Source organism: Psychromonas sp. psych-6C06 (assembly GCF_002835465.1).
GTDB lineage: Bacteria > Pseudomonadota > Gammaproteobacteria > Enterobacterales > Psychromonadaceae > Psychromonas.
On record NZ_PIZM01000010.1, the window covers coordinates 76,930 to 102,904 of the forward strand.

Sequence of the window (25,975 nt, forward strand, 5' to 3'; positions counted from 1 at the left end):
ACATTACAACATTAACGAACGCGCAGTTGTCGTATGAAAACAGTGGGCATCGCCCTTAAATACACCTTCGCAACCACCAGGCACAGGGCTATTACATTTTTCACACCCTTTTAACTGTGACAGGTCACGCTTTAGCTTTTCACTATCATTACGAATCAGCGTCGCAATATACTCATCACGCGAATATGCACCACGGACACCGCCACGGACTGAACAACCTTCATCAAGCAAAGCACGTTCATTAGCGGATAACTTCACCTCCACAACAATAATATCCATTAACTTCAACTTTTCACGTTGCTGTTGCTTACGCTCATTTACCGTTTTTGCCATTGCTCACGCTCCGCTTTTCGATTTCTAAAAATGATGCATAAATGGGTTTTTACCATCGCCTGATATGCCTTAGGGACCTCACTAATTGCCTGCTGTCGTTCAGCAAGCGTCTCAAGCCTGGCAATTCTATTCGCATGCTCTCGCGGTCTAGTTGTATGCATCACACCCACCCCTTAATCTCTTTTTTCAGTTGTTGCCCGAGTCCCTGTGTCATCAACCAATCATGGTATTTCACTAATGCATCACGCATTAAATGCGTTGCATGGGTGTGGATATAGGTTTTATCCATCTTATTTAACACATGGTTTAACAGCATTTCAGCCACCAAATAATCGATATCCAAATCCATCCATGCAGTACGTGCAAACTTACGCAGATCATGTGCACGCCACTCTCGGTCACTCACACGTTGCACAACATCGTTGGCCTGCTTTTCAGAAAGCCCCGCCACCGCGCCAGACTTAAAAATAAAACCCGCACGAGAGTCAGCATCGAAATCAGCTAACAAGGTGAGCGCAACATAAGTTAACGGCAAAACATGATCAACTTTGGTTTTGGTATTCTCTTTGGGAATAAACCACGTGTTATTCTCCATATCGATATGCGACCACTTAGCCAAGCGCGTTTCCCCGATACGTGTTCCGTGCAATAGCATCATCAACACAAAAGTACGTTCCATTTCATCGCAAGCCCCTAATTGCTCAGCAAGTTGCGCTACCGAATTCGCTTGTAATGCACAACTTTTAGGGATTATTTTGGCATCGGTAAAATCAGAAAACTGAATCTCAGAAATCGGATTAAGCGCGATTAACTTCAACGTTCTCGCTTGCTTAAACGCCTTTTTCAAAACAGCCAAAATCAAACGCACCGTTGAAAGCTCGTAATCCTGTTGCAAAGGCCAAATCAATTGCGTGTCGAGCACCGCATGGTCCAACTCATCAATCAACAAACTGCCAAGCTTGGGCATCAAATGCACCTTCACCACAGACTTTACAGAGGCCTTGCGCTTGCTTGACATAAAACGATTACACAACACACGCTTTACGTACCAATCAAGTAGCTCCCCAACTGACTCCCATTCAGGTAATACCACCGTTGAATGTGGAACCAATGAATACTGTGTTAACAGCTCAGGGAAGTGTTTCATCACACTGGCCGTTTTCACTGCCGGATAATTACCTATTTTTTTCCACTGCGTTTTAGAATTGCGATGCAACACCAAGTACCAAGAACCACTTCCATGCGCTCCATAACGAAAACGTAAATTGCCATGGCGAGTATCACGTAGCTGGCTCACAGCATCATCACCCATGTAACGCTGAATTTGTGCTTCCGAAATACGCACTGCGCGGGTTTTGCTCATAGCAAACCAACCAATTTTTTTAAATTTTTCGCATTTTCAATTGCCACAGCTTGCGGAACAGGGCGCGACTCCGGTACAGCTGAAATTGCCTTAGGAACATCAACATTTACATTTTCACCACGCATCACTCGGTTCACTAACACCGTGTAATTACGATAAAACTCAGCGCGAGAGACCCGCTCATTTGCCGTTTTTAGCAGATGGCAAGTCGTATTTCTCACCGCTTCACGCACAGCCGCATGCGACCAATTCGCGGTAATATAACTTCCCAAATTCGCAATCGCTTCACGATACGCATCTTCACGACATGGCAAACCGTAATCTTCAGGCGTTGGCTTACACCAATCAACAAAAGTCCCCACCGATGGCCAATGTGGAGATTTACAAGCGCGTGCATGTTTCACCCCTAGCTTGAGTTGACTAATCGATTTAATACCGGCATCTAAAAAACCTTTTACCCAAGATTTTTTAGCATGATTTAGCGACTCTTCACTGGGGAACGTGTTGCGCCAAGCAGGGAAAATAGCCTGTAACTCAGCAAACAGCGTATTCACCAACATCGTTGTTTCATGTGACAGCTTGCTCGGCAAAGCACTGCGTGGAGAACTCGCATGCACAGCATCAACAACCTGCATCGGCGTAGTGTGCTTCACCATGGTAGATAAATTTTGCATCACAACACCCCCAAATCTTCAGACCAACGCGTATCACCAGAGTGGAAATTGGCAGGTTGGTTCATCGATTGTTGCTTTTGAGCAACGGGGATAGGCGTTCTCCAATGCTTCTCTCGAATAAATTTAGTCAGACCTTTCACGAACTGGCCGTTCGCATAGGTTGCCCATTGGGGGTCAGAAACGCTTGCAGACTCCAACCAAATCAAAATATTTTCAGCATCACAATCTTTCAAATTTTCCTTTTGCCAAATCTTCCAAAGCTGACTGGAAGTACCACCTCGGCGATGCGCTGGATACAGATCAAAAATAGCCTGAATATACTTCGGTTTTTTAGCGCGTTTTTTAACTGACGGTTCTATTGATGGTTCTATTGATGGTTCTATTGATGGTTCTATGATGGTTCTGGGTGATCCTGTGACACTAGGTCGTGTCGTTAGGATCACTAGGTCGGGTGATCCTGTGACACTAGGGGGGTGATCCTCTGCCACCACCTCACCTAGTGTCAAATTGTCACTAGGTGCTATTTTTTCATCCTGTTCACGCTCTGCTTTTTTCGCTAATTTCAGCGCTTCTTTTTTAGCTGTTAGCGAACTAATATCACCTTGATTAATCGTTAACTGGAACATGTTCGATTTATTAAAATGAATCCCACCTTTTCTGTGCTTTTTAATTAAAAAGCCCGTAAGTATGAGGTCATCAACATGACGCATCACCGTTCTACGGTCCATTTCACACTGTTCAGCAAGGTAGTTGTAACTTGGCCAACAAAACCCCTCGTCGTTGGCATTATCAGCCAATTTCACTAACACTAATTTACGAGAAGCATTAGCAAGCTTTACCTGCCAAGCTTGCGCCATTAACAAAACACTCATTCAATCGCCCCTTGTCGCCCAAACTGCATCAATTTAAGCACCTCCAAACGCTCAACCAACTCATCAACCTGTTCAGGGCTCGTCAAAAACAACTCTGCACGACCTGCACGACCACTAATTGACAAACGTACTCCATTACACTGCCGTGTTTGTCCGACACGTAAATTGGCTTTTACAGGCTCCTTTGCAAGAAACTGAACGCAACCAATTGCAATATCTGAAAAACGGGTATAATCTCCACTTACTTCCTTAACGACCGTGGTTGGTGTTTTGGTAAGTATCGAATGGCCCTGTTCCCGCAGGGCTTTTTCATTTTTACAACCGCTGTTATCGCTCATACTCTTTGCCCCTTTCGACTTTCAACCGAGACCAACAACACATTTAATGAATCGATCGCCTCTCTGATCTCCTTAACGGTCATAGAGCACTCTCTCGCACTCATAAACCCATCATTGACCACATTCGGAATAACCCGGGCAACATCGCCAACTTCTGCCATCACCAACATCATCGCTTGCGAAATTGCTTGTGGTTGCTCAGTCATCGGCACCAATTTAACGCCATGTGAATTAGCCAACACATGCAACGGAGTTAAATCCCCCGTGCAAGCACACATCGCATCAAGCTCAGCTACCGATAATTTCGCAGTGCTATTCGTTGGGCAAAGCTTATTGCGTAAACTTTGCTCATTCAGTGCCATCATTTTTGCTAATCGAGGCACACCAAATTCATGTGCACAACGATGCACTTCAATCTCTAACGCATTCATTTTGTTCCCTTTTGTTTGCTTTTTCTGAAATCAAATAGTTACGAATAATGGAATGTTAATTATTATTCTCATGGTCTTTGAGGAGTTCATTGACTGAGACTTTATGATTTGTTGCTTTAGCGACAGACCTAATGTGCTTAGCCGGTAATCTCCCACGATGGATCCAATTCCATACAGACGCTTGTTTAACGCCAAGGATGTCAGCAACATTTGTTTGAGTGCCGATAATATCGACGGCCTTTTCTATTGCTTTCATGCAGATTCCTTTTTTAAATATAGCTTTATGTGTATTTAGCAACACATTAAGCTATTTGTCAACAACACAAAATGTTGTAATGATGTGTATATGGATATAAGTAAACGAATAAAAGACCGAAGAAAAGATATAGGGCTGTCTCAAGAAGAGTTGGCAGAGCGCGTAGGCGTGTCACAAAATGCTATTCATAAACTTGAAGATGGCACGACTAAAAAACCTAGGAAAATATTTGAACTAGCAAAAGTTTTAAAATGTGATCCAGAATGGTTATTGAATGGGATAGCTCCAAAGCATTCAGAGTCAAACCTAATTACCCCAATAAATAAACTATCAGGGCTGTATCCGCTTATCGATTGGGTACAAGCCGGTAACTTTACCGCGATAGCAGAAATTCACCCAAGCGATGCAGAGCACTACCCCTGCCCAGTAAAATGCTCAGACCAAACATTCCTGCTCAAAGTGCGAGGCCAAAGTATGGCCGGCACCTTTAACGAAGGTGAATTGATATTTGTTGACCCTGAAGTAGAAGCGATCAACGGTAAATATGTCGTAGCACGGCTAGATGATGAAAATGAAGCGACTCTTAAACAGCTCATCATCGAAGGTGGCGAACGCTATCTAAAAGCAACGAATCCAGACTGGCCCAACAAAATATTACCGATCAACGGAAACTGCACTATTGTGGGTGTGGTTGTTTTTGCTGGTAGATTGTTTTGAACACAGCACACCTACCCTTTAAGCCTAAGAATATAAATGGTAGGTTTCACCTTACAGCTCCCCAATCGCTTTGTATTTATGGGGATGACATATCAGAAACATTGAAATATTTGTCCATTATTGGTGACTTTACAGTTAATAAAGGGCAACCTTTACACTTAGACTTCAGTGAAGTACTCAAGCTTACAGCAGCTGCTTCTGTCATGTTATTTGCAGAAATTACACGAGCTCAGTTAGCAACAAACAAAAGCGACATCATTACCATCTCTCCACCAACAGATAAAACTCAAAGAAGAATTTTTATTGGCTCAGGTTTATTTAAAGCGATTAAGCCAGGAGGTGAAAGTAAATTAGAAAATTTAGTCCTAAGTAAAAATATATATCAGTCTGGAATTGATCCTGCTAAGTTTTCACTGTCGGTACTAGAGCAAATTAAGTCTTCTGGCATCAACTTATCTCCCCACCATAAAAGAATATTTTCTAGGGGTGTTCAAGAAGCTATGTTAAATGTAATACATCATGCTTATGATGGATTTTCTTCAGATCCACTGACAGGTATAGGAAGACGATGGTGGCATGCTATAATCGTTAATAGAGAAAAAAATAGAATTGCATTTATTATTTACGATAAAGGTCAAGGCATTGCTAACTCGATGAGCGCCAGCACATCTTTGCCTCTTTTCAATCACGGCGAGTGCATTAAACATGTGTTGCCTAGAGGAGTGAGTCGATTTACTGATCAGCCAGAACGTGGAAAAGGGACACAAGACATTCTACAAGTAACTGAAATTGAAGATAACTCTATGATCGTAATTTATAGCGACCACGGTCGCTATATGGAAGATAAAAAAACAGGATTAAGCGAATGCTTACACATGAAATGCAGTGTACATGGTACACTTATTGAGTGGCAATTCCCTTTATGAGATATAATATGATATACAACTTAGCCAAAGAATTTACCCCTACACCATTCGGAAGGTATATTTCCGACGGCCCTAAAAGCGCCGAAAAATTCAGGTCTATATTGATCCCTCTATTAAATGAGTGCCATAAAAAAAATGAAACGTTAACTATTGACTTAGATGATGTTCCAATCGGTATAGGCTCATCATTTTTAGAAGAAACTTTCGGTGGAGTTATTAGAGAAAAAGAGTTCAATGAGCATCAACTTAGCGAAATACTTATAATTAAATCTAACGAAGATAAGAGCTACATTGATGAAATTAGAGAATATATTAGAGAAGCACAGAAGGTAATAAATCAATAATGACTTGGTTAATTGCTCTGGCACCATCTATCGTATCCGCTAGTCTAGTGCTCATTGGTTGGAAGGTGCTGTATGGAAATGCTAAAAGAATTTCCTCTCGTAGCGAAACACATGCTTTATACCAGCAAGCAAGTACATTACTTTACGATATTGAAGAATTATCTGAAGGGTTTTGGTTAAAGGGGAACTACAACGACAGTCCATCAACTTTTGAAATGCTTGCTCTAAATAAAATTAAACGTTTAAATCAAATTCTGTCGAGATTAAAGCAAAGAGATATTCCATTAGATATTACAGCTTTTGTTTTGAGGCGAGTCTGTACATTGCATTCATACTCTATCCAAAAGCAGAGTGAAAATGAAAAAAGATTACATTTAGAAAGTACGCATACACAATTAAATGAAATCGAACAAAAAATATCAGATTCGATTTTAAAAAAATATCCCCATTCATAAGTACAATGCTAAATTTCAACCAAAGGGCTTAACCGCCCTTTTTTCATGCCTAAATCCTCCTCACAAAGCAACTTCAACGCATATTTCCTATAAATTTTTTCAATAAATTTACGTGACAAACCTCAAAAAACACATTTATTAAAAATTAATATAGCTTTTTGTGTTGATCAAATTATAGCTAAATGTGTATATTGTAAAAACACCAACCACACAAAGGGAAACATCATGCAACGAATCACAACTGAAATTGAAGTTAAATTGGTAAAGCAAGCCGTTCAATATAACAAACAAGCGCTGTTAAAACTGCTTGCACCCAAACACGGTAAAGTTATTCGAGGGGAGGATTAATATGCTCGGTCAGCATTTAAAAATAGAGAAAGGTAACACAAGCGCATTTTTAGAAGCCTTTGTGAACGCCTACAACCTTGACTTAGAAGTCGCTGAAAATAATGAAGATACCATTGAGCTGTTAGAGGCAAAATTAGAGCAAAGCTATCTCGACCATGACAAACAACAAACACTTAATGAACAACTGTCTAATGAGTTAGCGACAGCCAAAAAAGAAAACAAACAGTTTCGTGCATTATTTGAAGTCGCAGAGGCAAATGAACAAAAACAAATAGCCACTCAACGAGAGTTAGCGCTCAGCAAGGCCAGTGTTGCCGAGTTACAAAAAGAACTGACCAAGTTAAAAGGGGGCGATAACCCTAAACGACTGCGTGAACAAATAAAACGTATTAAAGAAAAAAGCCTGATTGAGAAAAAGCGTTTAAGCACGGCAGAAGGCGCGCTTAAAGAAGGTCGTCGCCTTGTGGAGCGTCAAAACAAACTACTCGGTGAGAAAGATGCCTTAATAGGTAACCTGAAAAAGGAACTTGCGCATAACACCGGTTCAGGGCTTTACCACAATGATGAACACCACCTCATTATCTGGCCGGAAAAAACACGTTATGAACGCGAAGATGGTTCTCACTTTGAAGGGCGTTCACTGCTCTATTTACACCAAAGTGGCCGTGGCGGATTAATTTCCTTTGACCCAGCAACAGGTGAAGCACACATGTGCAAAGCCCCTAAAAATGGCCTGCGCCCAAGTGAGGAATGCAAAGTATTTGCCAAAGATTGGCTATATGCCGTCAACGCTTTGCAAGATGGAATTGTGCAAGATAAAGACATGCTAGCGGTGAATTACAACGCCGACCTCAAGCCGATGAAGGGCTAAGCACCAGGCGCGATTTACCGCAACGAAAATTAAATACAAGGAAATAAATAATGAGCAATGAAAAAGAAACATTTAAACCAACTATCAGCACGCAAAGCACAAGCATTAACGACATGTTTGGTCAAATTCTAAAGCAAAAGCTAGAAAATGGTGCAGTTGAAGAAGTCATCACTAATAAAGTTGATAGCTTCATTAATGAGTGTGTTAGCGATGCGTTTCGTAGCTACGGTGACATTGGTAAATCAATCAAAGATGCAATCACTCAATCCATTACACCAAACCTTAAAGAATTAGGTTACTTCCCTAGTTACCACCACTTTGTAATGAAATCGATTAAGGCCAGAGTAGAAAAATTTCAAGATGAAAAATTGCAGCACATTGTTGATAAAGAGTTAGAAGAAATTTTCAAAGAACTACCTGAACAAATAACACTTTCATGGGTGCTTGATAAAATTAAAGAAGATATAAAAGAAGATGACTCTGACTTTGATGGTGGTCAGCTAACACTGTTAATAAGAAATGATGGCGGGTCATTTACTTACGTATCAATCGGTAAAGAAGACTGCATGAATGAATACCAATGTGAATATCGCATTGGCCTACATCATGGAGAAATCTTCTCGCTCGATATTAAAGACAAAAATTATGATAATGATTTAATTGTTAATCGAATCTATGGCTTTGAAAAACAACTCTTTAAAGCTTACACCATGAAAGCAACATTAACCTTAGACAAAGGAATGAGTGCAAGCAGCTACGACATTGAAGTTGAATCTAACGAATATGATGACTACTAGGGAACACAGCATGAAACTCAATTTTGATATTTTAACCACCCTACTTTTTGCCTGTGAAAACCAGACAGGTAAAACCATCGACGACATGAAAAACGCCGTTGATTGGAACGTTTGCACAAAACAGGTACAAGCAGTTATCGATTACATGGTGAATCAGAAGTTTTTAATAGCAATACCTCATAAGGTAAAAGGCGGAAAGAAACAACCAACGCGCTGGGTAACAACACGCCACCTACGTAATGCAACACTAAGTAGAGCCAGCAACCATTTTAATAAATAAATTAGGAGTGAATATGATGCAAAAAAGCAAAGAGATGGTTAGCTGTGGTACATCAAAAGTACCTGCTTGGATAGTTAGCCGAGGGATAAAAATGATCTTTGATAGAAAAGCCAGTGTTGATGAAGATGGCGGTATCTCACTAGGCCAGATGCGCGATGATGAATGTGTCATTTCACCAAATGCGATATATCGAACAGAGCGCAATTTAACTGAGTGGCAACCTGCTGAAACAGCCCCCAAAGGTGATGTCATTATCGCTCACTTTTCAGGCCATCCTGTCCCAGTAGCAGCGACTTGGAATGATCCTGAACAGCAATGGATTTTCTCAAACGTACAAGTCAGTTGTTACGAAGGAAAATGGAACGACACTTTTTTTGACACAGAATATGAATGTGCAGATGCGCTCAAAGCATGGATGCCATTACCAACCATAAATGAGGATAAATAATGAGTGAGATTATGTACAGCGAACTCGATAAAGAGCGCTTAATCAATGTAAACGAAATCACCCGTTTAATGGGTGTCGGTCGCACTTACTTTAGCAAATGCATCGTCAAAGAAACGAACTTTTTAGAGATTGCACCACCCATTCGATTATATGGCAACGGTAAACCAAAATACCGATTAGGTGATGTGCTGAAGTTCATTAAGAGCCGGCAAGATTAATGGCAGCATTCACCGTGGTTTGGGTGCCCGATAATTCTCCAACGCTAACCACCATTGCTGACGTATTAAGCATCGGAGGGAGTTGTTGATACCAACCTGAGTAAGCTAGATGCCGAAAAGGTAGAAAGGTGTTTAAAAATAAATGGGGAGGGGTTAGAGGGTGATTATGCGATCTACACAGATAAGGATGAAGGCTAAAAATGGATTTTTTATATTCCAGCGACACATTAAGAAAAGTCTCGTATCAAGATTATTATCGCCTTGCACTGGTAAAATCCGATGCCTGACGGGATTGGCATCGGCTTATGCTGATGAATAAAATTATTAACAGGAATCAACCATGTAAAATCTGGCAAGTAACCCGATTAAGGATATTATTATGAGTTTATGTTTTTAGTTATGGGTTTCGCAGCCAAAAAACTTCCAATTAATTAATGGCATCATAGCCCACATACAACTATCTAAACGTCCGGTAGTTATTCCTTATGCATATTAGCCAATTTAGCTCTATACAGTCGTCATATACAAAAATCAACACTCAACCTATTAACTACATGCGGTGGAATAGACATGCCATTAATCAACGAAAAGAAGCCAGTGGCAGACGTTTTGGGGAAATAAAGTAGCCAAATCGATGCAGAAAAGGAAGGTTACCGGCTCCCTTTTTGAACCTTACCACCCTTTATGTTGCTTCTCGTTGTTTTAAGATGGCTATTACTGTTATATTATGTATATATACTATTCATTGATAACAACAATTTTCAAATGTTACGTTATATTTATAATGCTCGAAATGCCTGCTGGATATAAATAAAAATCATCACAGTAAGCTTATATTTTTCCGCTTAATAGAGCGATATAAATAAAATATTCTGTTCAAATTGAGTAGAACACAGCGATATCCATAAGGAACTAATACAGTTGGCGATAGTTCGTTTCACAGTTTTAGCCAACTATTTTTCCGCTTAATGCGGCGTTAGAAATAACTACTTAACATAAATAGTGGCTCTAATTACTGTTAAGTGTTTACCACAAAGAAGATAAAACATGAATTTTGATTTTGAAATCCGTAATTTAGGTAAAGTTAAGCACGCAAAGTTGAAAATAGCGCCTTTTACTGTAATTGCCGGGGCAAACTCTTCAGGAAAAAGCTTTATCAGCAGAGCGTTATACAGTTTTTTTAATACCATCAATAAAGACCATGTTACTTTAAGTGCCATGAATAGTATGCTCAATATCCAAACGTTACTTCGCTCTGCTTACAATTCTACGAGTGTTCCTAGTAATACTGTAAATGATCTTTTTAACGAGTTAATGACTCATATTGCGACTTTAGAGAACGTGATCAGTAAAGAGTTTGGTGAATGTACATTCTTAGAACAGCACGCTAGAACTCTAATACTCGATGAGTACATTTTAAATACAGAATACGTTATGGGACTTTTGTTAGATGAAATAGCAAATAAAAAAAAGTACAACAACTTCCATGAACGATTATCTGCGGCAAATAACCAACTTAAAAAACTAAAAACTAATATCAAAAACCCATCTACTACATTATCTGAGAAAGTAGAACAGGGATTCAATGACGCGCTAAAAGAAAATTTTCAAATACCAAATTTAAGCGATTTAAAATCTTTTGATGCATCTGCAGAGGAACCAATTTCATTTAATCTAGGCCCTTTGGGTGAGATTTCAATCGTTAAAGAATCAATCAACTTCAAACTAAATGCAGAAAGTATAAGTGAATTCCAGTCGTTGTATAATGTCGTGTTTATTGAATCTCCAATCTATTGGAAACTTAGAAAGCCTTTAATAAATGCACAAAAAAGCCCTTTAAATATATTTAGGCGCTTAAATAAAAGAGTTGAGGGACTTTCAGGTGTACCCCAATATTTTTATGATTTGATTGAGCTAGTAGATGGAAACATTAAATCGACTGCTGCAAATGAGCAACTAGATAATTTAGAAAAAAACATTAATCAAACTTTAGGCGGGAATATTGAATTATCTGACAGTGGTGATATCTCCTTTAAAGATTCATCGACGTCAAAAAATATCAGCATAAATCTTACTGCCACAGGCGTCACCAATTTAGGGATAATAGGGTTACTTTTGAAACGAAATGTTATTGCAAAAGGCAGTTTTGTTTTTGTAGATGAACCTGAAGTAAATTTACACCCCGCATGGCAAAAAGTAATGATAGAGACGCTATATAAACTGAGTAAAAGTGGAATAAACGTTGTGATAGCAAGCCATAGTATAGATATGATGAAGTATGTCGAAAATATTATGGATGAGTTAAGTGAAGAGGAAATAGAACAACAATTTGCAATTAACAGGCTTTCTCAAAGTGGCATATCTACTTCTTCTGAGATATCTCAAAGAAAATCGATTGCAGAAATAAAAAATGACCTAGGTGCTTCATTTATTGATATGACTTTAGAGAGTGGTTGGTAAAATGGATTGTATTAGCCGCTTTCTTGAAGTTATGGACCATGAAATGCCCCAACATTCTGCATTAACAAGTTCAAGATCAGGATACAAAGTTGATGGGGAAGGCATAAAAAAACATTGTCTGCTTTCTGGCTTGAAATCTGTAGATTATTTTGAAATTAATAGTGAACGTGGTTTTCTCTATGTTGAATTTAGCGATTTATTTGCTCATGATGTTCAAATACAATATAAAATCCTTCAGATTTCTGATTCTAATCTGTCTCCCAAAATAAAAAAAGACCTCCGAAAACAATTCAATAAAGAGATAGCCAATGAATTAAAACAAAAGGCTAAAGATTCTCGTGTAATACAGTTAGCACTACCTGAAAAGTTAGCCAATTTACCCGAGAAATTTAATGACAAAGCGTTATATGTTGTCGTTGTTCCTCCTATTGAAGAAGCGAATAAGGTTGAACAAGCTAGGTTTATTGATGACCTTAAAAGTAAGCTCACTTGTTCCGTACCAGATACTATCGCTAAATCTGTTATAGTTGTTCCCTTAAACCATTTTTTAGCCTCATAATATCAATTAAAACATTCTAACAACTTTTAATGTGGGTAATGGAAATTACATCTCGCATTATTCATATTTATAACCATTATGCTTTAACCAACCATGAGCATGTTTGTTGCGCGGATCCTTGTGGGTCCAATGGACAACACCACCTTTTTTGTTGTATTCATATTCACCATAAAACTCAACCATGTCACCTTTTTGCAAATGAGGAATTCTTGGTGCCAAATCGATATTATGGGCTATTAACAGAGTTTGTTTGTTGCGTAGCTTAAGAATAAAACGTTGATGCTTTGAGCCTTTCGTATCATCGGGCAACACCTTAATTACTTTTCCGATCCCTTGTACTTGGAGATCACTTTGCTGTGATTGAAAGGCTTGCTCAATAACAGCATCATCTGCCCATAATGGAAATGAGATAAAACTAAAGAGTAAAACCAAACAAGAGAATAATTTTTTCATGTGATTCCTTATACAATGATGCGTTTTTGAAATTCCCTATATAAAGGAAGAACTTTTTATCTAAGTTGTTTTTCTAACAACTCCCAATATAGGTTATAACCCGCTAATTGTTCATCTAACCAATCGTGTTTATTATAAATAGCCATTATTCCACCGAGTTCATGCCCTAACATTTTCTCAGTGACATGAGGCATCACACCATTTTCACTTAAACGAGTTACAATTGTTCGCCTGAAGTCATGAGGAACAAAATGGTCTAATTTCATTCTATCGTTTAGCCGTTGAACGAAGCGGTTTTGTGCATGACTCGTTAATGGTTTTTTAGCAGATTGACCAGGTATTAAAAACTCACGCTCATGGCCATAAGCTAAATCTAGTGATTTAATTAATTCAACTACCTTATCAGAGAGTGCTCGCCTTATTGCTTTTTTAGTTTTAGAACGATCAGCTGGTAGTATCCAAAGCGATCGCCCCAAGTCAAATTCACTCAAATGGGCTTCTCGAATTTCACTATTTCGCGCACCGGTTAAAATTAATAGTTGAGTACAAACGCGACAGCTTAACGCCGCCCTACTCATCTCAATCTCACGCCATAATTTGGCTACTTCAAACCATTCTAATGTTCGTTCTCGTTTACGTTGATGATTTCCAACTGCCAAGGTTGGGATATCAAGTAAATGGGACTGCTTAATTCGACCTCGTGACTTAGCCCAACGAACAAAGGTTTTAAAGCGACTTAAAATATTACCCGCATTTTCAGGTGAGGAATCTTTATTAATACGGTCAAAAAAAGCAATCCATTGGGTATAACTATAACGTTCAACATTGATAGAGGCATTGGGGACCACATACTTATTAAAAGTAGAATGGTAAAGCGCTTGGGACTTTTTACTTAACTCCTTATCCACGCGCAAGGTTAAGAACTCTTGCGCAATATTACCTAGCAGTTCATGTTCAGCCCCACCTTTGAGTATATGACGCGGATCATCACCATCAAACACAGCTCTCCTGAGTTTAATAACTTGCTCTCGCGCCTCAGCTAGTTTAACCTCAGGATAACGTCCTATTTTCATACGTTGTGGCTTTCCAAACCACTGGAAACGAAAGTAAAAAACGATAACAGCGTTTTTAGATACTCGAATAGTTAAACCATCACGGTCAAAAACCTCTGGTTTACCTGTGTATGGAGCCTTAATACTTCTTAATTTTGAGTCTGTTAATGCCATAAGTCACCAAGGTACAAAGCAAGTTTAAAATAGGTACAAGCTAAGGTACAAAAAAGATAAGTAACAAACAATAACAAGAAAGAACAAAAAGAAACAGAAAAGCAACGCAAGCATAGAGGATATAAAGCATAAAATGGGTAAATCATCACAAGAAGCTACATTAACAAACAATAGCCAACAACCCACTTTATACTGGCACGATTATGAAACTTTTGGGCTGAATCCTGGTGCAGATCGCCCTTCCCAGTTTGCAGGTATTCGTACCGACCTTGAGCTTAATGCGATTGACGAACCTAATGAATGGTACTGCCGAATCCCTAGTGATTATCTACCAGATCCGGTTGCTTGCGTACTTACAGGTATTACGCCTCAGCAGACCCTACAACACGGCGTTCCTGAAAATGAATTTATCACTCATATCAATTATCAATTTAGTCAACCTAATACCTGTGCTGTCGGCTATAACAGTATACGCTTTGATGATGAAGTAACACGTTTTACACTGTATCGAAATTTTTTAGATCCTTATCAGCGAGAGTGGAAAAATGGCTGTTCTCGTTGGGATATAATCGATCTTGTTCGCGCTTGTTATGCATTAAGGCCCGAAGGAATTAACTGGCCTTTGGATGATAACGATGTCCCTTCATTTCGTTTAGAATTATTAACGACAGAAAATCAACTTGCCCATGATCAAGCACATGATGCGATGAGCGACGTATACGCAACGATTGCTATTGCAAAGCTGATCAAACAAAAACAACCTAAATTATTTGATTATTGCTTTAATCTACGCCACAAAGGGAACGTCCTTGCCGCACTCAAGCTTGGTAGCTTTACTCCTGTGATCCATGTATCAGGAATGTTTCCGGCACTACAAGGTTGTATCTCTTATATTCTTCCTATTGCTAATCACCCAACTAATAAAAATGCGATCATTGTCGTTGACCTTAATCAGGATCTAACAGCACTGGAGACAATGAACATTGAAGAGATCCGCCATTATCTCTATACGCCAAAAGCAGAACTTCCTGAAGGTATCGACCGTCCAGCAATAAAACTTGTCCATATTAATAAAAGCCCATTTGTTGCTCCTGCTAAAACATTATCAGAGCAACGTGCTGATGAATTAGGCATCGATAGAACACAATGTAGGGCATCACTTGAGTTCATAAAATCACATCCTCAATTAAGCGAAAAACTACAGTTAGTTTTTTCAGAAGAGCGAGAGTATGTCAAAAAACAAAGCGTAGAGGAGATGTTATACAGTGGTGGGTTCTTTTCCAATAAAGATAAATCGCTTATAAATCAGATATCTGAGCTAGGGATTGAAAGCTTATCCAAAAGGCAATTCGATTTTGAAGACGAGCGTCTGTCAAAGTTACTTTGGCACTATCGCGCACGTAACGGTGAACAATATTTAGAGTTAGAAGAACAAGAAAAATGGCAACGGGAATGTCAATTATACCTGTTAGAACATCAACAAAGTTATATTGAAAAAATTGATGCTTTAGCTATGGAGTATCAACACAGTCCAGACAAAATTGATTTACTGCAACAATTACATCACTATTTGAATTATTTAAGCTGTAAATAATCTCGTCATAGCGTATAATCTTGCTCAGATTTTATTCACATCATATACAGGGAGGAAGTATGAAGATATCTACATTTCGTAATACGATCGCTTTTTTTGTTCTTTCCCCTAGCTTTATATGTTTAGCGAACGATGTACCAAGCAATAGCTTACAGGTCGAATTTCAAAAGAAAAGCCTCAAACAAGAAGAACAGTATGACCTATTAAGTTTAACGACGGTCTATCAAGTACCTGTTGCTACTTACCAATATCTGGATGAAGTTCTTACCTCTTTTTACAATACGATCACATTTACAACATCGATCACTGATAGCACCTTTAAAACAAATTCTCACTATGAACTTGTTGCTATCCCGCTCGTTGCAGAAAATAATCAAGGCGTAAATATTGAACTCTTTGGTAACTTTTCAGATCCATCAACTAAACGTTTAAGTAATTATTCTTCAGATCAAGTGCTATATAATTATTTATCTAACACAGAACAGATGAACATTTACAGTAGCTCACTTTCAGTAGGAGCTGGTATTAGTTTCAATACAAGCAATACAAGTAAAATTAAGATAATCATCTCCAATAGTGAAATACCTGGTTATGGTAATAGCAATGCACTGTTAGGCTTTGAATCAAAATTTTAATCATTTCGTGCGTTATCACTAAATTCCATATCCTATAACAAAATTATATTTCCTCCTTTTCTACAGTTCCGCTATTCTGTTTTCACTTAGTTAAATCAACCGTCAACAAGGGAAGTATAATGTCAAAAATATTCAGCGATAACTCACAAACTATCGGTCACACTCCACTGGTACGCTTAAATAACGTAACGTCTGGTAATGTCTTTGCAAAAGTTGAAAGTCGTAACCCTAGCTTCAGTGTTAAATGTCGTATCGGTGCAAATATGATTTGGGAAGCTGAAAAGAACGGTACGCTGACTAAAGATGTTGAGCTAGTCGAAGCAACTAGTGGTAACACGGGTATTGCACTTGCATTTGTAGCTTCTGCTCGTGGCTATAAAATTACTCTTACTATGCCGAATACAATGAGTATTGAGCGCCGTAAACTATTAAAAGCATTAGGCGCAAACCTAGTTTTGACTGATGGCGCTTTAGGAATGAAAGGTGCAATCAATAAAGCAGAGGAACTTGCTGAATCTAATCCAGGAAAGTACCTTGTATTACGCCAATTTGAAAACCCTGCAAATCCACAGATTCATGAGAAGACAACCGGTCCTGAAATTTGGAACGATACTGATGGTGAAATCGATGTGTTTGTTGCAGGTGTAGGTACTGGTGGTACAATTTCTGGTGTTAGTCGTTACATAAAAGAGACACAGGGTAAAGCGATTGTTAGTGTTGCTGTTGAGCCGACTGACTCGCCTGTGATTTCACAGACACTAGCCGGTGAAGATGTGAAGCCTGGACCGCATAAAATCCAAGGTATTGGCGCTGGCTTTATTCCTAAGAACTTAGATATTTCTCTTATCGACCGTGCTGAACAAGTAAGCAATGATGATGCAATTGAAATGGCGCGTCGCTTGATGGAAGAAGAAGGTATTTTAGCGGGTATCTCGTCAGGTGCGGCAGTTGTTGCAGCATCGCGTTTAGCTGCTGAACCTGAATATAAAGATAAAAATATTGTTGTAATTTTACCAAGTTCTGGTGAGCGTTACCTTTCAACAGCACTTTTTGCAGGTGTATTTGAAGGCGAAACTTTCGCATAATATGTCTTACAATGTAAGTCAATAAAAATAACTTTCATAAAAGGCACTTTTAGTGCCTTTTTTATTTAATGCTCCCCTTTCAATATATGTACAAAAATCCCGCAACCACCCTGTTTTTCAGCTTTTTTTTATCCTTATTTAGTAAAAACCTATTGACCCGCCCCCGCTATTTAAGGATTATCTAACTACAATATGGATGTTGTAATGCATTTTTACTTTTTTAAACTAATATTAAATTCTGTAAAATTGTGACTTGTAGCAGAAAACTTGACCTAGATTAAATTCATTTTAATATTTATTGGTTACTTTACTACAACAGTTTTTATTCATTGTTATAACTGGTTTGTATTGCAGATATAACGATATTTTTTACTAATATTTAAGGTGTTTCCATGTATCAAAAAACAGTAACAATTACAGCTCCAAACGGCCTTCATACTCGTCCAGCTGCTCAGTTTGTTAAAGAAGCAAAATCATTTGCATCGGATATCTCAGTAGAAGTAGGCGGTAAATCTGCAAGTGCAAAAAGCTTATTCAAGCTACAAACTTTAGGTTTAACTCAAGGTACATCAGTAAATATTAAAGCTGAAGGCGCTGACGAACAAAAAGCAGTTGATACTTTAGTTGCATTAATGGCAACACTTGTATAACAAACTCTTTTTTTTAGTTCGACATTTATAAGGATCATTTATGATATCTGGCATTCTAGCATCCCCTGGCATCACTTTCGCAAAAGCATTGTTATTACAGGAAGATGAAATCTCTCTCAACACGGATAAAGTTGAAGATACAAATTTAGAAGTTTCTCGTTTCCTGGATGGACGCGCAAAAGCTTCTGCTCAGCTTGAAGTGGTTAAACAAAAAGCACTTGAAACATTCGGTGAAGAGAAAGAGGCAATCTTTGAAGGGCATATTATGCTTCTTGAAGATGAAGAGCTAGAAGAAGATATCGTAGCTTACATTAAGAAACATAAGTGTTCTGCAGATTTCGCAATTAACCAAATTGTGGAAGAGAATGCTACTATGTTACAAGAGCTTGATGATCCCTACCTGCGTGAACGAGCTTCCGATTTCCGTGATATCGGAAGTCGCTTGCTAAAAAATGTACTAGGTATTGAGATTGTAAACTTAAGCAATATCAGTGAAGAAGTTGTTTTGATAGCAAACGATTTAACTCCATCTGAAACAGCGCAAATCAATCTGGATAAAGTTTTAGGTTTTATTACTGACATCGGTGGCCGTACTTCACATACCTCTATTATGGCTCGCTCTTTAGAGATTCCTGCAATTGTTGGCACCAACGATATCACTCGACGTGCAAAAAATGGTGATATTGTTATTCTAGATGCGCTAAATAACAAAATCATTATTAACCCAAGCGAAGCTGAATTAGCCGACGCTAAAGAAATTAAAGCAGCATTCCTTGCAGAAAAAGAAGAACTTGCAAAATTAAAAGATCTGCCTGCAATGACCCTTGACGGTCATCATGTAGAGGTTTGCTCTAATATTGGTACCGTAAAAGATACAGATGGTGCAAAGCGAAATGGTGCTGAAGGTGTTGGTCTATACCGTACTGAATTTTTATTCATGGATAGAGACCAGCTACCAACTGAAGAAGAGCAGTTTATTGCATATAAAGAAGTTGTAGAAGCGATGGAAGGCAAAGCCTGTATCATCCGCACAATGGATATTGGTGGCGATAAAGATTTACCATATTTAGATTTACCAACCGAGATGAACCCATTCTTAGGATGGCGTGCAATTCGTATCTGCTTTGATCGCCCTGAAATTATGAACCCGCAACTACGTGCATTACTTCGCGCTTCAGCATTTGGTAAAGTGCGTATCATGTTCCCGATGATCATCTCAGTTGAAGAGATTCGTAAACTTAAAGAAATTTTATCGACGCTAAAAGCTGAATTAACTGCAGAAGGCCATCACTTTGACCCAGCTATTGAAATTGGCGTTATGATTGAAACACCGGCGGCAGCTGCAATTGCTCACCACTTAATTAAAGAAGTTGAGTTCTTTAGTATCGGTACCAATGACTTAACTCAATATACATTAGCAGTGGACCGTGGTAACGAATTGATTTCTGACCTTTACAATCCGATGACACCGTCTGTATTAAGCATTATAAAAACTGTCATTGATGCTTCTCATGCGGCAGGTAAATGGACTGGCATGTGTGGTGAGCTTGCCGGAGATGAGCGCGCAACACTTCTATTATTAGGTATGGGCCTTGATGAGTTCTCTATGAGTGCAATCTCAATCCCGACGGTTAAGAAAATTATCCGTAATACTAATTTTACCGATGTTAAAGCATTAGCCGATAAAGCATTATCAGTTGCAACTGCAGCTGAAATCGAAGCCCTGGTAACTGAGTTTAATAAGACCAAAGGCATTAACTAATTTAAATAACGGTTCTATACTTATTCAAGTAATTGATCCGTTTAGTAACTTACACATAATCAAAATTTGGAGTTAAACCATGGGTTTTTTCGATTCATTAAAAAAAGCAGTATCAGGTAACACACAATCTGATGATACAATTGACATCGTTGCACCACTTTCAGGTGAAATAGTAGCGATTGAAGATGTGCCAGATGTTGTTTTCGCAGAAAAAATTGTTGGCGATGGTATCGCAATTCGCCCAACGGGTAATAAAATGGTTGCACCTTGTGATGGTGAAATCGGTAAAATTTTTGAAACTAATCACGCTTTCTCTTTAGAGTCAGACACTGGTATCGAACTTTTCGTGCACTTTGGTATTGATACTGTTGAGCTAAAAGGTGAAGGTTTCACTCGCGTTGCACAGGAAGGCCAAAAAGTAAAAGCGGGAGATACAATTATCGAGTTCGATTTAGAGTTCCTAAAAGACAAAGCAAAATCAATCTTAACACCTGTTGTAATTTCAAACATGGATGAGATTAAAGAGCTTCAAAAAATGTCTGGCACTGTAGAAGTTGCTTCAGATGCAGTATTAAAAATCGTTAAATAGTCATTTTCAACAGATTAACTTACTTGTTGATTGAACGAAAAACGAAATAATAGAAAGAGTCACTTAGGTGACTCTTTTTGTTTGCGTCTCATCTGTTACAATTGTTTTATTTTCATGGACAAAATATTGTGACAATTCTTTATGGTATCCCCAATTGCGACACGGTCAAAAAAGCACAAAAGTGGCTTACGCAAAATAACATCGATTACTCTTTTCATGATTACCGCAAAGATGGCTTAGATGAATCATTAATCCAGAGCTTCCTTACTAAACATAAATGGACTGACTTATTAAACAAGCGCAGTACAAGTTATCGTGCACTAAGTGATTCACAAAAAGAGACGCTTAATGAAGTTAATGCGATTCAATTATTTATTGAGTTCCCAACATTAATCAAACGCCCTCTTATAATTCATGGAGACGCTTCTCAATTAGGGTTCAAAGCACAAGCATATCAAGATTTTTTTGCCGTTTAAGGAATTACCATGTCTGACTCTCCCGTATTAGCATTATTAAAAGATTTAATTAGTCGCCCCTCTATCACCCCTAACGATGCAGGTTGCCAGCCTTTATTAATTGAACGCTTAGAAAAACTAGGCTTTGTCTGTGAGGTGATGGAATTCGAAGATACACTCAACCTTTGGGCGCGCCGTGGTACAGCAAGGCCACTCTTTTGCTTTGCCGGACATACCGACGTTGTTCCGACTGGTCCAGAACATCTATGGAAGTGCCCTCCATTTCAACCTACGGTCATAAATGGCTACCTTTATGGACGTGGCGCTGCAGATATGAAAAGTGGATTATCTGCGTTTATGATCGCTGTTGAGCAATTTGTCGAACAGAATCAAAATCATAACGGCTCTATCGCATTGCTTATTACAAGCGATGAGGAAGGCCCCTTTATTAATGGCACTACACGTGTCATTGATACACTCGAAGCGCGTAATGAAAAAATCGATTACTGTATTGTGGGTGAGCCTTCAAGTACTGATCATGTTGGTGATACCATCAAAAATGGTCGTCGAGGATCTTTAACAGCCGAACTTACAGTTAAGGGTGTACAAGGCCACGTAGCTTATCCACATCTAGTCAAAAATCCGATCCATAGTTGTATGGCTGCAATGGCAGATTTGACTGCGACGGAATGGGATAAAGGTAATGAATACTTTCCACCGACTAGTTTTCAAATAACAAATTTTAATTCTGGAACGGGAGCAAGTAATGTCGTCCCAGGCACTGCGCAAATTCAAAGTAACTTCCGCTACTCAACCGAATTAACTGCAGAGCAAATCATTTCTCGCTTTGAGGCGACCTTAAAGACACATGATGTCGACTATGAAGTAAACTGGACTTATAACGGTTCACCTTTTATTACACAGCCTGGTTCGTTGACGGATGCAGTTAGCGAAGCGATTAAACAAGTAACAGGATTAACAACAGAGCTTTCTACTAGTGGAGGCACTTCAGATGCGCGCTTTATTGCGCCAACAGGCGCTCAGGTTGTGGAAGTAGGTCCAAGCAATAAAACCATCCATAAAATTAATGAAAGCGTTAATGTGGCTGATTTAGAGTCATTAGTCGATATATATCAAGTTACCTTAGAAAATTTACTGACATGCGATTAGTAGAGTTAACTGGGCAGGTAGAAACACACCTCTGTTTGCTCAATAAGCAGACCTTATTGCATCATAAAGTGCGTTCACCATTTATTGAACTACAAAAGTCAGCAAAACGTGCTGGTTTTAACTTACAAATCGCCAGTGGTTTTCGTAGTTTTGAGCGCCAAAAACTAATTTGGAACAATAAATACTCGGGTAAAAACAAAGTGGTCGATAAAAATGAGAACCGCCTTGATATTTCGCGTATATCTGAGCTAGAAAAATTATATGCAATCTTACACTGGTCTGCTCTTCCCGGTGCCAGTCGGCACCATTGGGGAACCGATTTTGATATTTATGATCCCACTTTATTACCAGTAAATCGTAGCTTACAACTTATAAACGCTGAGTATCAGAATGGAGGATATTTCTCAGCTTTGAGCGAATGGCTCAGTGATAACATGTCCCAGTTCGATTTTTATCGCCCCTATCAACATGATTTAGGGGGGGTAGCGCCTGAGCCTTGGCACATTAGCTATTATCCCATAGCACAAGGTTGTCTTAAAGAGATAACCGCTTCCACCCTTTATGATCTCATTATGGAAAATAATATCTTAGGTAAGTCGCTAATTTGCCAACAGTTACCTATGATATATGAGAAATATATTTGTAATATTAACTCATATGGGAAATAAAAATGTCAGAAAGACGCCGCTTTTCACGTGTAATTTTTTCTGGTGACTGTTCATTAAGTGAAGAGATTGCCGGTAAAATCGAACTATTTGAAACAGAGCTCCTCGATATTTCACTCAATGGTGCGCTCGTGCAATCGCCTAAAGATTGGCATAATGAACCGGATGTTGCGGTTAATCTTAATTTAACACTTGCAGGTTCAGAGATAATTTTGGAAATAAATGGCGTTGTTTGCCATCAAGAAGAGGGTTTACTTGGTATCAAGTTCTTAACACTTAGCCTCGAGAGTATTTCACACCTAAGGCGATTGATTGAATTAAACTTAGCAGATGAAGCATTGATGCATCGTGAAATGTCTCAGTTAATTAACCTTGACGAAAACTAGAAGCCAAATATTATCAATTGGTTACTATGTTTTATTTCAATTCTACTATAAAAGGTAACGGCTTACACTTAGTTACCTTTTTAACTATATTGATCCCATATTATTCAATAAAGCTAAACATTTAGCGTTCATAGCAGATAAACTAAATACTAAATAAAACCAAGGGATGAAAAATAGTTAGTTATGGATTTAAAGGCTTATCAGTCGCAAATAAAAGAGCTTATCCCACTTCGCCAAACGCCTGATTTTAACGAGTTACTCGATAAAATTTTATTTGGTGAAAGTAACAGCGATAAATTTCTCATTAAAATGGAAATTAATCGCCTTGCCAAACCTTGCCAGCGATTAATTGACCTTCGAGACAAAGTAACAGAAGCCTGTACGTTATTCGAAATAGAGGGGACTAAACACTACTTAACTAAAGCGACTATTCCAGTGCTTAAGGATAATATCGCTTTATACGGTCTATATACTGTTGGTGCATTTGAGGCTGTTCATGAATTTGTAAGTCTGCAAAAAAGCAAGCTAAATAAACAAAATGAAATCAAAAAACCTAAGCAAACTACAAAAGAACAATGTGAATATTTAACACTTTCACAGAAGAACAAACGCGGAGCTCCGCGTATGTTCTTTGTTTCTGAAGTTTTAGCAGAAACAAATGATGGTTTACGTTTTAAAGCATACACCTCAAACATATCTGTCACAGGTGTAAAAATTAAGCTAGAAGATGATATTCGATTGGCCAATGATGAATTAGTCTCGATAACTTTTACAGGTCTGGCTTTAGAATATCATGATAAAGTGTTATCACAGGCAATTCAGTATCGATTAGTAAAACAAGAAAATGATATCGATAATCACAGTTACTTTTATTTAAACTATCACGATAGCAATGATACCTTTAAATCATTTATCAGCGACTTTATTCGCATTAACCAGTATAAATACAAAATTGATGTACATTATTACTATCAACTCGCTAAAATCAGCGCATTAAAACATAGCTACTTAAATGGAATGGCGGTTCTTCCCATTTATCTTAATGAGCAGTCTCCAACACCACTCCTTTTTACACTTAACAATAATACTAATAATAAGATTAGTGATGCATGGCAATGCGATCAAATTGACCAATTACCCCTACTTTTTGATGAATTACGTTTTGTAAAGCTAATTGCACAGATGTCAAAGCAGCAAGCAACAACTGTTTATACTTTTACTCATAATGTTCAAGGTAAGCAGTATTTTCTCTCAGCTACAGAAGAGGAGTTGCTTGAAAAAGGACTTAAGCAACTGTTCATTAATTGTGGTCGAAGTAAGGTGAGTTGGCGTGTTTACCATCTTACTTTACGCCCATTAAAATACACCTCCTCTACTGAGCAAGATATTACCGAGCCAACACCAGCAATATTTAAAAAGGTAACTCACCTTGCGACGTTGCAACAACTAACAAAAGCTTACCCTTTCGACATTAATACCAAGCTTGATAATAATGATGTAAACCAGCTTAATCAATTTGTACATCGCGCTAGCGACAGTAAAGCAAAATCGAAGAGCTTTACCCTATTCTCAAAAGAAAGGCGTAAAGAGGAGCGTTATCTCTATAAGAGCGAAGTGAAAATCACTGATAAAAAGAATAATTTCAGCGGACATCTTATTGATTTTTCATTATCTGGTTTAAAAGTAAAACTAAAACAAATTAGCGCTTTTCCGATCGGCGCGGTTCTTAAAATTAGTTTTACCGAATTACAAAAGATTTCAAAATCCTACCCACTAAAAGAGCTTAAATATCGGGTTATAAAAACCTCACCAAGCAATATTTTACATTTACAAGTTTGTCAAAAGAAAAGCTTAGAAATCTGTCAGCATTTTTTTTCTACGCTTGTTAAAAATAACGAAAAACATTTTACCTGCATCCCCTTACAAGGCGCTAAGCAACCCACTTCAAAACATTTAGTAGACATTGCAGAAGAGTCTTTTTTAAATGCTGTATTCTTCATTAGTAAAATTGCTAATAAACCGACGATTAAATTTTCTGCAATAGATAGCATTCATCATTCTCTGCATAAATTATTCAGCTTGAAAAGTGATACTCCCTATGAGTTAAACTTTTACCCATTAGCTAATAATCAGCTTTATGAACGATTAGTCATAGAGCAATTTAAAGATAGCGAAGAAAAAATGGTGCGTAAAGAGGCACTTATCTATGTCAATGTAGTAAGAAATAGTGAAGGAAAGTGGCATATTGAAAGTTTCCTCGATGACGACTTTAACTCAGAAAAGGCAAAAGTAAACTTTATAAAAGAGAGCCAGTTTACAGGGGGGTTCTATGCATTACATTATCGCTTAACTTCATTACCAAGTGTTGATATTAATACTATAAAATCTGAAATTAGAGCGATTTCACGGTTTGCTATTCATTTGACCAAAAAACTTGAAGAGGAATTAAAAGCAGTTGAGGGAATGATTGAAATAACTGATAGAACAGAAGAGATTATTAATGCGGTCAACAACAGATCGTAAAGCATATACTAAGCAAATATGGGCGTTCGTTCTTTAAGCAGTAGTGAGTTGTAATGTGCATTCGCAACAGAATAAACATTAAAGCCCACTAC

33 protein-coding genes are annotated in these 25,975 nt (G+C 38.3%); 23 read left to right on the plus strand and 10 right to left on the minus strand.

The window, feature by feature from the left end; all coding sequences use genetic code 11:
- Positions 1-3: 3 nt before the first annotated feature.
- The 8 genes from CW745_RS13965 to CW745_RS13995 are packed head-to-tail and all read right to left on the minus strand — an operon-like array spanning position 4 to position 4,267.
- Positions 4-333 carry a hypothetical protein gene (locus CW745_RS13965; protein ID WP_101109308.1) on the minus strand — a complete coding sequence of 110 codons (330 nt, stop codon included), beginning with the start codon at positions 331-333 and terminating at the stop codon, positions 4-6.
- On the minus strand, positions 318-494 hold the full coding sequence (locus CW745_RS16715; RefSeq protein WP_193755616.1) for a hypothetical protein: 177 nt from the start codon (positions 492-494) through the stop codon (positions 318-320). The genes CW745_RS13965 and CW745_RS16715 overlap by 16 nt, the downstream gene beginning before the upstream one ends.
- Entirely contained in the window at positions 494-1,696 is a 1,203-nt protein-coding gene (locus CW745_RS13970) for a site-specific integrase (RefSeq protein WP_101109309.1), read from the minus strand. The genes CW745_RS16715 and CW745_RS13970 overlap by 1 nt, the downstream gene beginning before the upstream one ends.
- Entirely contained in the window at positions 1,693-2,370 is a 678-nt protein-coding gene (locus CW745_RS13975; protein ID WP_101109310.1) for a replication protein P, read from the minus strand. Before CW745_RS13975 ends, CW745_RS13970 begins: the two co-directional genes overlap by 4 nt.
- Positions 2,370-3,242: a helix-turn-helix domain-containing protein gene (locus tag CW745_RS13980; protein WP_101109311.1), complete on the minus strand. Its 873-nt coding sequence runs from the start codon at positions 3,240-3,242 to the stop codon at positions 2,370-2,372. The genes CW745_RS13975 and CW745_RS13980 overlap by 1 nt, the downstream gene beginning before the upstream one ends.
- Positions 3,239-3,580: a hypothetical protein gene (locus CW745_RS13985; protein ID WP_101109312.1), complete on the minus strand. Its 342-nt coding sequence runs from the start codon at positions 3,578-3,580 to the stop codon at positions 3,239-3,241. Before CW745_RS13985 ends, CW745_RS13980 begins: the two co-directional genes overlap by 4 nt.
- Positions 3,577-4,011 carry a phage regulatory CII family protein gene (locus tag CW745_RS13990; protein ID WP_101109313.1) on the minus strand — a complete coding sequence of 145 codons (435 nt, stop codon included), beginning with the start codon at positions 4,009-4,011 and terminating at the stop codon, positions 3,577-3,579. Before CW745_RS13990 ends, CW745_RS13985 begins: the two co-directional genes overlap by 4 nt.
- Before the next feature lie 55 nt (positions 4,012-4,066).
- Positions 4,067-4,267, minus strand: a complete 201-nt coding sequence (locus tag CW745_RS13995; protein WP_101109314.1) for a YdaS family helix-turn-helix protein — start codon at positions 4,265-4,267, stop codon at positions 4,067-4,069.
- A gap of 90 nt (positions 4,268-4,357) precedes the next feature.
- On the opposite strand from CW745_RS13995, the gene CW745_RS14000 reads away from it, so the two are divergent.
- The 12 genes from CW745_RS14000 (at position 4,358) to CW745_RS14050 (ending at position 12,690) form a co-directional block, all read left to right on the plus strand.
- Positions 4,358-4,984: a S24 family peptidase gene (locus CW745_RS14000; protein WP_101109315.1), complete on the plus strand. Its 627-nt coding sequence runs from the start codon at positions 4,358-4,360 to the stop codon at positions 4,982-4,984.
- A complete protein-coding gene (locus CW745_RS14005; RefSeq protein ID WP_101109316.1) occupies positions 4,981-5,910 on the plus strand; it encodes a hypothetical protein in 930 nt (309 codons plus the stop codon). The genes CW745_RS14000 and CW745_RS14005 overlap by 4 nt, the downstream gene beginning before the upstream one ends.
- Positions 5,911-5,918: 8 nt before the next feature.
- A complete protein-coding gene (locus tag CW745_RS14010) occupies positions 5,919-6,254 on the plus strand; it encodes an STAS-like domain-containing protein (protein ID WP_193755617.1) in 336 nt (111 codons plus the stop codon).
- Positions 6,254-6,709 carry a hypothetical protein gene (locus CW745_RS14015; RefSeq protein WP_101109318.1) on the plus strand — a complete coding sequence of 152 codons (456 nt, stop codon included), beginning with the start codon at positions 6,254-6,256 and terminating at the stop codon, positions 6,707-6,709. Before CW745_RS14010 ends, CW745_RS14015 begins: the two co-directional genes overlap by 1 nt.
- Before the next feature lie 225 nt (positions 6,710-6,934).
- A complete protein-coding gene (locus CW745_RS17020) occupies positions 6,935-7,057 on the plus strand; it encodes a hypothetical protein (protein WP_274521255.1) in 123 nt (40 codons plus the stop codon).
- 1 nt (position 7,058) lies between these two features.
- Positions 7,059-7,928 (plus strand): hypothetical protein, encoded by an 870-nt coding sequence (locus CW745_RS14020; RefSeq protein ID WP_101109319.1) that lies wholly within the window; start codon positions 7,059-7,061, stop codon positions 7,926-7,928.
- A gap of 50 nt (positions 7,929-7,978) precedes the next feature.
- Positions 7,979-8,725 (plus strand): hypothetical protein, encoded by a 747-nt coding sequence (locus CW745_RS14025; RefSeq protein WP_101109320.1) that lies wholly within the window; start codon positions 7,979-7,981, stop codon positions 8,723-8,725.
- Between the two features lie 10 nt (positions 8,726-8,735).
- Entirely contained in the window at positions 8,736-9,005 is a 270-nt protein-coding gene (locus CW745_RS14030) for a hypothetical protein (protein WP_101109321.1), read from the plus strand.
- 13 nt (positions 9,006-9,018) lie between these two features.
- Positions 9,019-9,453, plus strand: a complete 435-nt coding sequence (locus tag CW745_RS14035) for a hypothetical protein (protein WP_101109322.1) — start codon at positions 9,019-9,021, stop codon at positions 9,451-9,453.
- A complete protein-coding gene (locus CW745_RS14040) occupies positions 9,453-9,671 on the plus strand; it encodes a hypothetical protein (protein ID WP_101109323.1) in 219 nt (72 codons plus the stop codon). The genes CW745_RS14035 and CW745_RS14040 overlap by 1 nt, the downstream gene beginning before the upstream one ends.
- 1,047 nt (positions 9,672-10,718) lie before the next feature.
- The gene (locus tag CW745_RS14045) at positions 10,719-12,131 is read left to right on the plus strand and encodes an AAA family ATPase (protein ID WP_101109324.1); all 1,413 of its coding nucleotides are present in this window, start codon (positions 10,719-10,721) and stop codon (positions 12,129-12,131) included.
- A gap of 1 nt (position 12,132) precedes the next feature.
- The gene (locus CW745_RS14050; RefSeq protein ID WP_101109325.1) at positions 12,133-12,690 is read left to right on the plus strand and encodes a hypothetical protein; all 558 of its coding nucleotides are present in this window, start codon (positions 12,133-12,135) and stop codon (positions 12,688-12,690) included.
- 57 nt (positions 12,691-12,747) lie between these two features.
- On the opposite strand, the gene CW745_RS14055 is transcribed toward CW745_RS14050, so the two are convergent.
- Positions 12,748-13,143, minus strand: coding sequence for a DUF3465 domain-containing protein (locus CW745_RS14055; RefSeq protein WP_101109326.1), 396 nt, complete (start codon positions 13,141-13,143; stop codon positions 12,748-12,750).
- 56 nt (positions 13,144-13,199) lie between these two features.
- Positions 13,200-14,369 (minus strand): site-specific integrase, encoded by a 1,170-nt coding sequence (locus CW745_RS14060; protein WP_101109327.1) that lies wholly within the window; start codon positions 14,367-14,369, stop codon positions 13,200-13,202.
- A gap of 133 nt (positions 14,370-14,502) precedes the next feature.
- On the opposite strand from CW745_RS14060, the gene sbcB reads away from it, so the two are divergent.
- The 11 genes from sbcB to CW745_RS14115 all read left to right on the plus strand — a co-directional run bounded on the left by sbcB (position 14,503) and on the right by CW745_RS14115 (position 25,883).
- Complete coding sequence (sbcB, locus tag CW745_RS14065; protein ID WP_101109328.1) at positions 14,503-15,963, plus strand: exodeoxyribonuclease I; 1,461 nt, start codon at positions 14,503-14,505, stop codon at positions 15,961-15,963.
- A 59-nt stretch (positions 15,964-16,022) separates the two neighbouring features.
- Positions 16,023-16,598, plus strand: coding sequence for a hypothetical protein (locus CW745_RS14070; protein WP_101109329.1), 576 nt, complete (start codon positions 16,023-16,025; stop codon positions 16,596-16,598).
- Positions 16,599-16,717: 119 nt separating this feature from the next.
- On the plus strand, positions 16,718-17,683 hold the full coding sequence (gene cysK, locus CW745_RS14075; protein ID WP_101109330.1) for a cysteine synthase A: 966 nt from the start codon (positions 16,718-16,720) through the stop codon (positions 17,681-17,683).
- Between the two features lie 392 nt (positions 17,684-18,075).
- Entirely contained in the window at positions 18,076-18,333 is a 258-nt protein-coding gene (locus CW745_RS14080; protein WP_101082110.1) for an HPr family phosphocarrier protein, read from the plus strand.
- Positions 18,334-18,373: 40 nt separating this feature from the next.
- Positions 18,374-20,095: a phosphoenolpyruvate-protein phosphotransferase PtsI gene (ptsI, locus tag CW745_RS14085; RefSeq protein WP_101109331.1), complete on the plus strand. Its 1,722-nt coding sequence runs from the start codon at positions 18,374-18,376 to the stop codon at positions 20,093-20,095.
- Between the two features lie 79 nt (positions 20,096-20,174).
- On the plus strand, positions 20,175-20,684 hold the full coding sequence (crr, locus tag CW745_RS14090; protein WP_101109332.1) for a PTS glucose transporter subunit IIA: 510 nt from the start codon (positions 20,175-20,177) through the stop codon (positions 20,682-20,684).
- A gap of 128 nt (positions 20,685-20,812) precedes the next feature.
- A complete protein-coding gene (locus tag CW745_RS14095; RefSeq protein WP_101109384.1) occupies positions 20,813-21,160 on the plus strand; it encodes an ArsC family reductase in 348 nt (115 codons plus the stop codon).
- A gap of 9 nt (positions 21,161-21,169) precedes the next feature.
- Positions 21,170-22,309: a succinyl-diaminopimelate desuccinylase gene (dapE, locus tag CW745_RS14100; RefSeq protein WP_101109333.1), complete on the plus strand. Its 1,140-nt coding sequence runs from the start codon at positions 21,170-21,172 to the stop codon at positions 22,307-22,309.
- Positions 22,300-22,977: a M15 family metallopeptidase gene (locus CW745_RS14105; RefSeq protein ID WP_101109334.1), complete on the plus strand. Its 678-nt coding sequence runs from the start codon at positions 22,300-22,302 to the stop codon at positions 22,975-22,977. Before dapE ends, CW745_RS14105 begins: the two co-directional genes overlap by 10 nt.
- A gap of 2 nt (positions 22,978-22,979) precedes the next feature.
- The gene (locus CW745_RS14110; RefSeq protein ID WP_101109335.1) at positions 22,980-23,360 is read left to right on the plus strand and encodes a PilZ domain-containing protein; all 381 of its coding nucleotides are present in this window, start codon (positions 22,980-22,982) and stop codon (positions 23,358-23,360) included.
- A gap of 183 nt (positions 23,361-23,543) precedes the next feature.
- A complete protein-coding gene (locus CW745_RS14115) occupies positions 23,544-25,883 on the plus strand; it encodes a PilZ domain-containing protein (protein WP_101109336.1) in 2,340 nt (779 codons plus the stop codon).
- Positions 25,884-25,975: the final 92 nt, after the last annotated feature.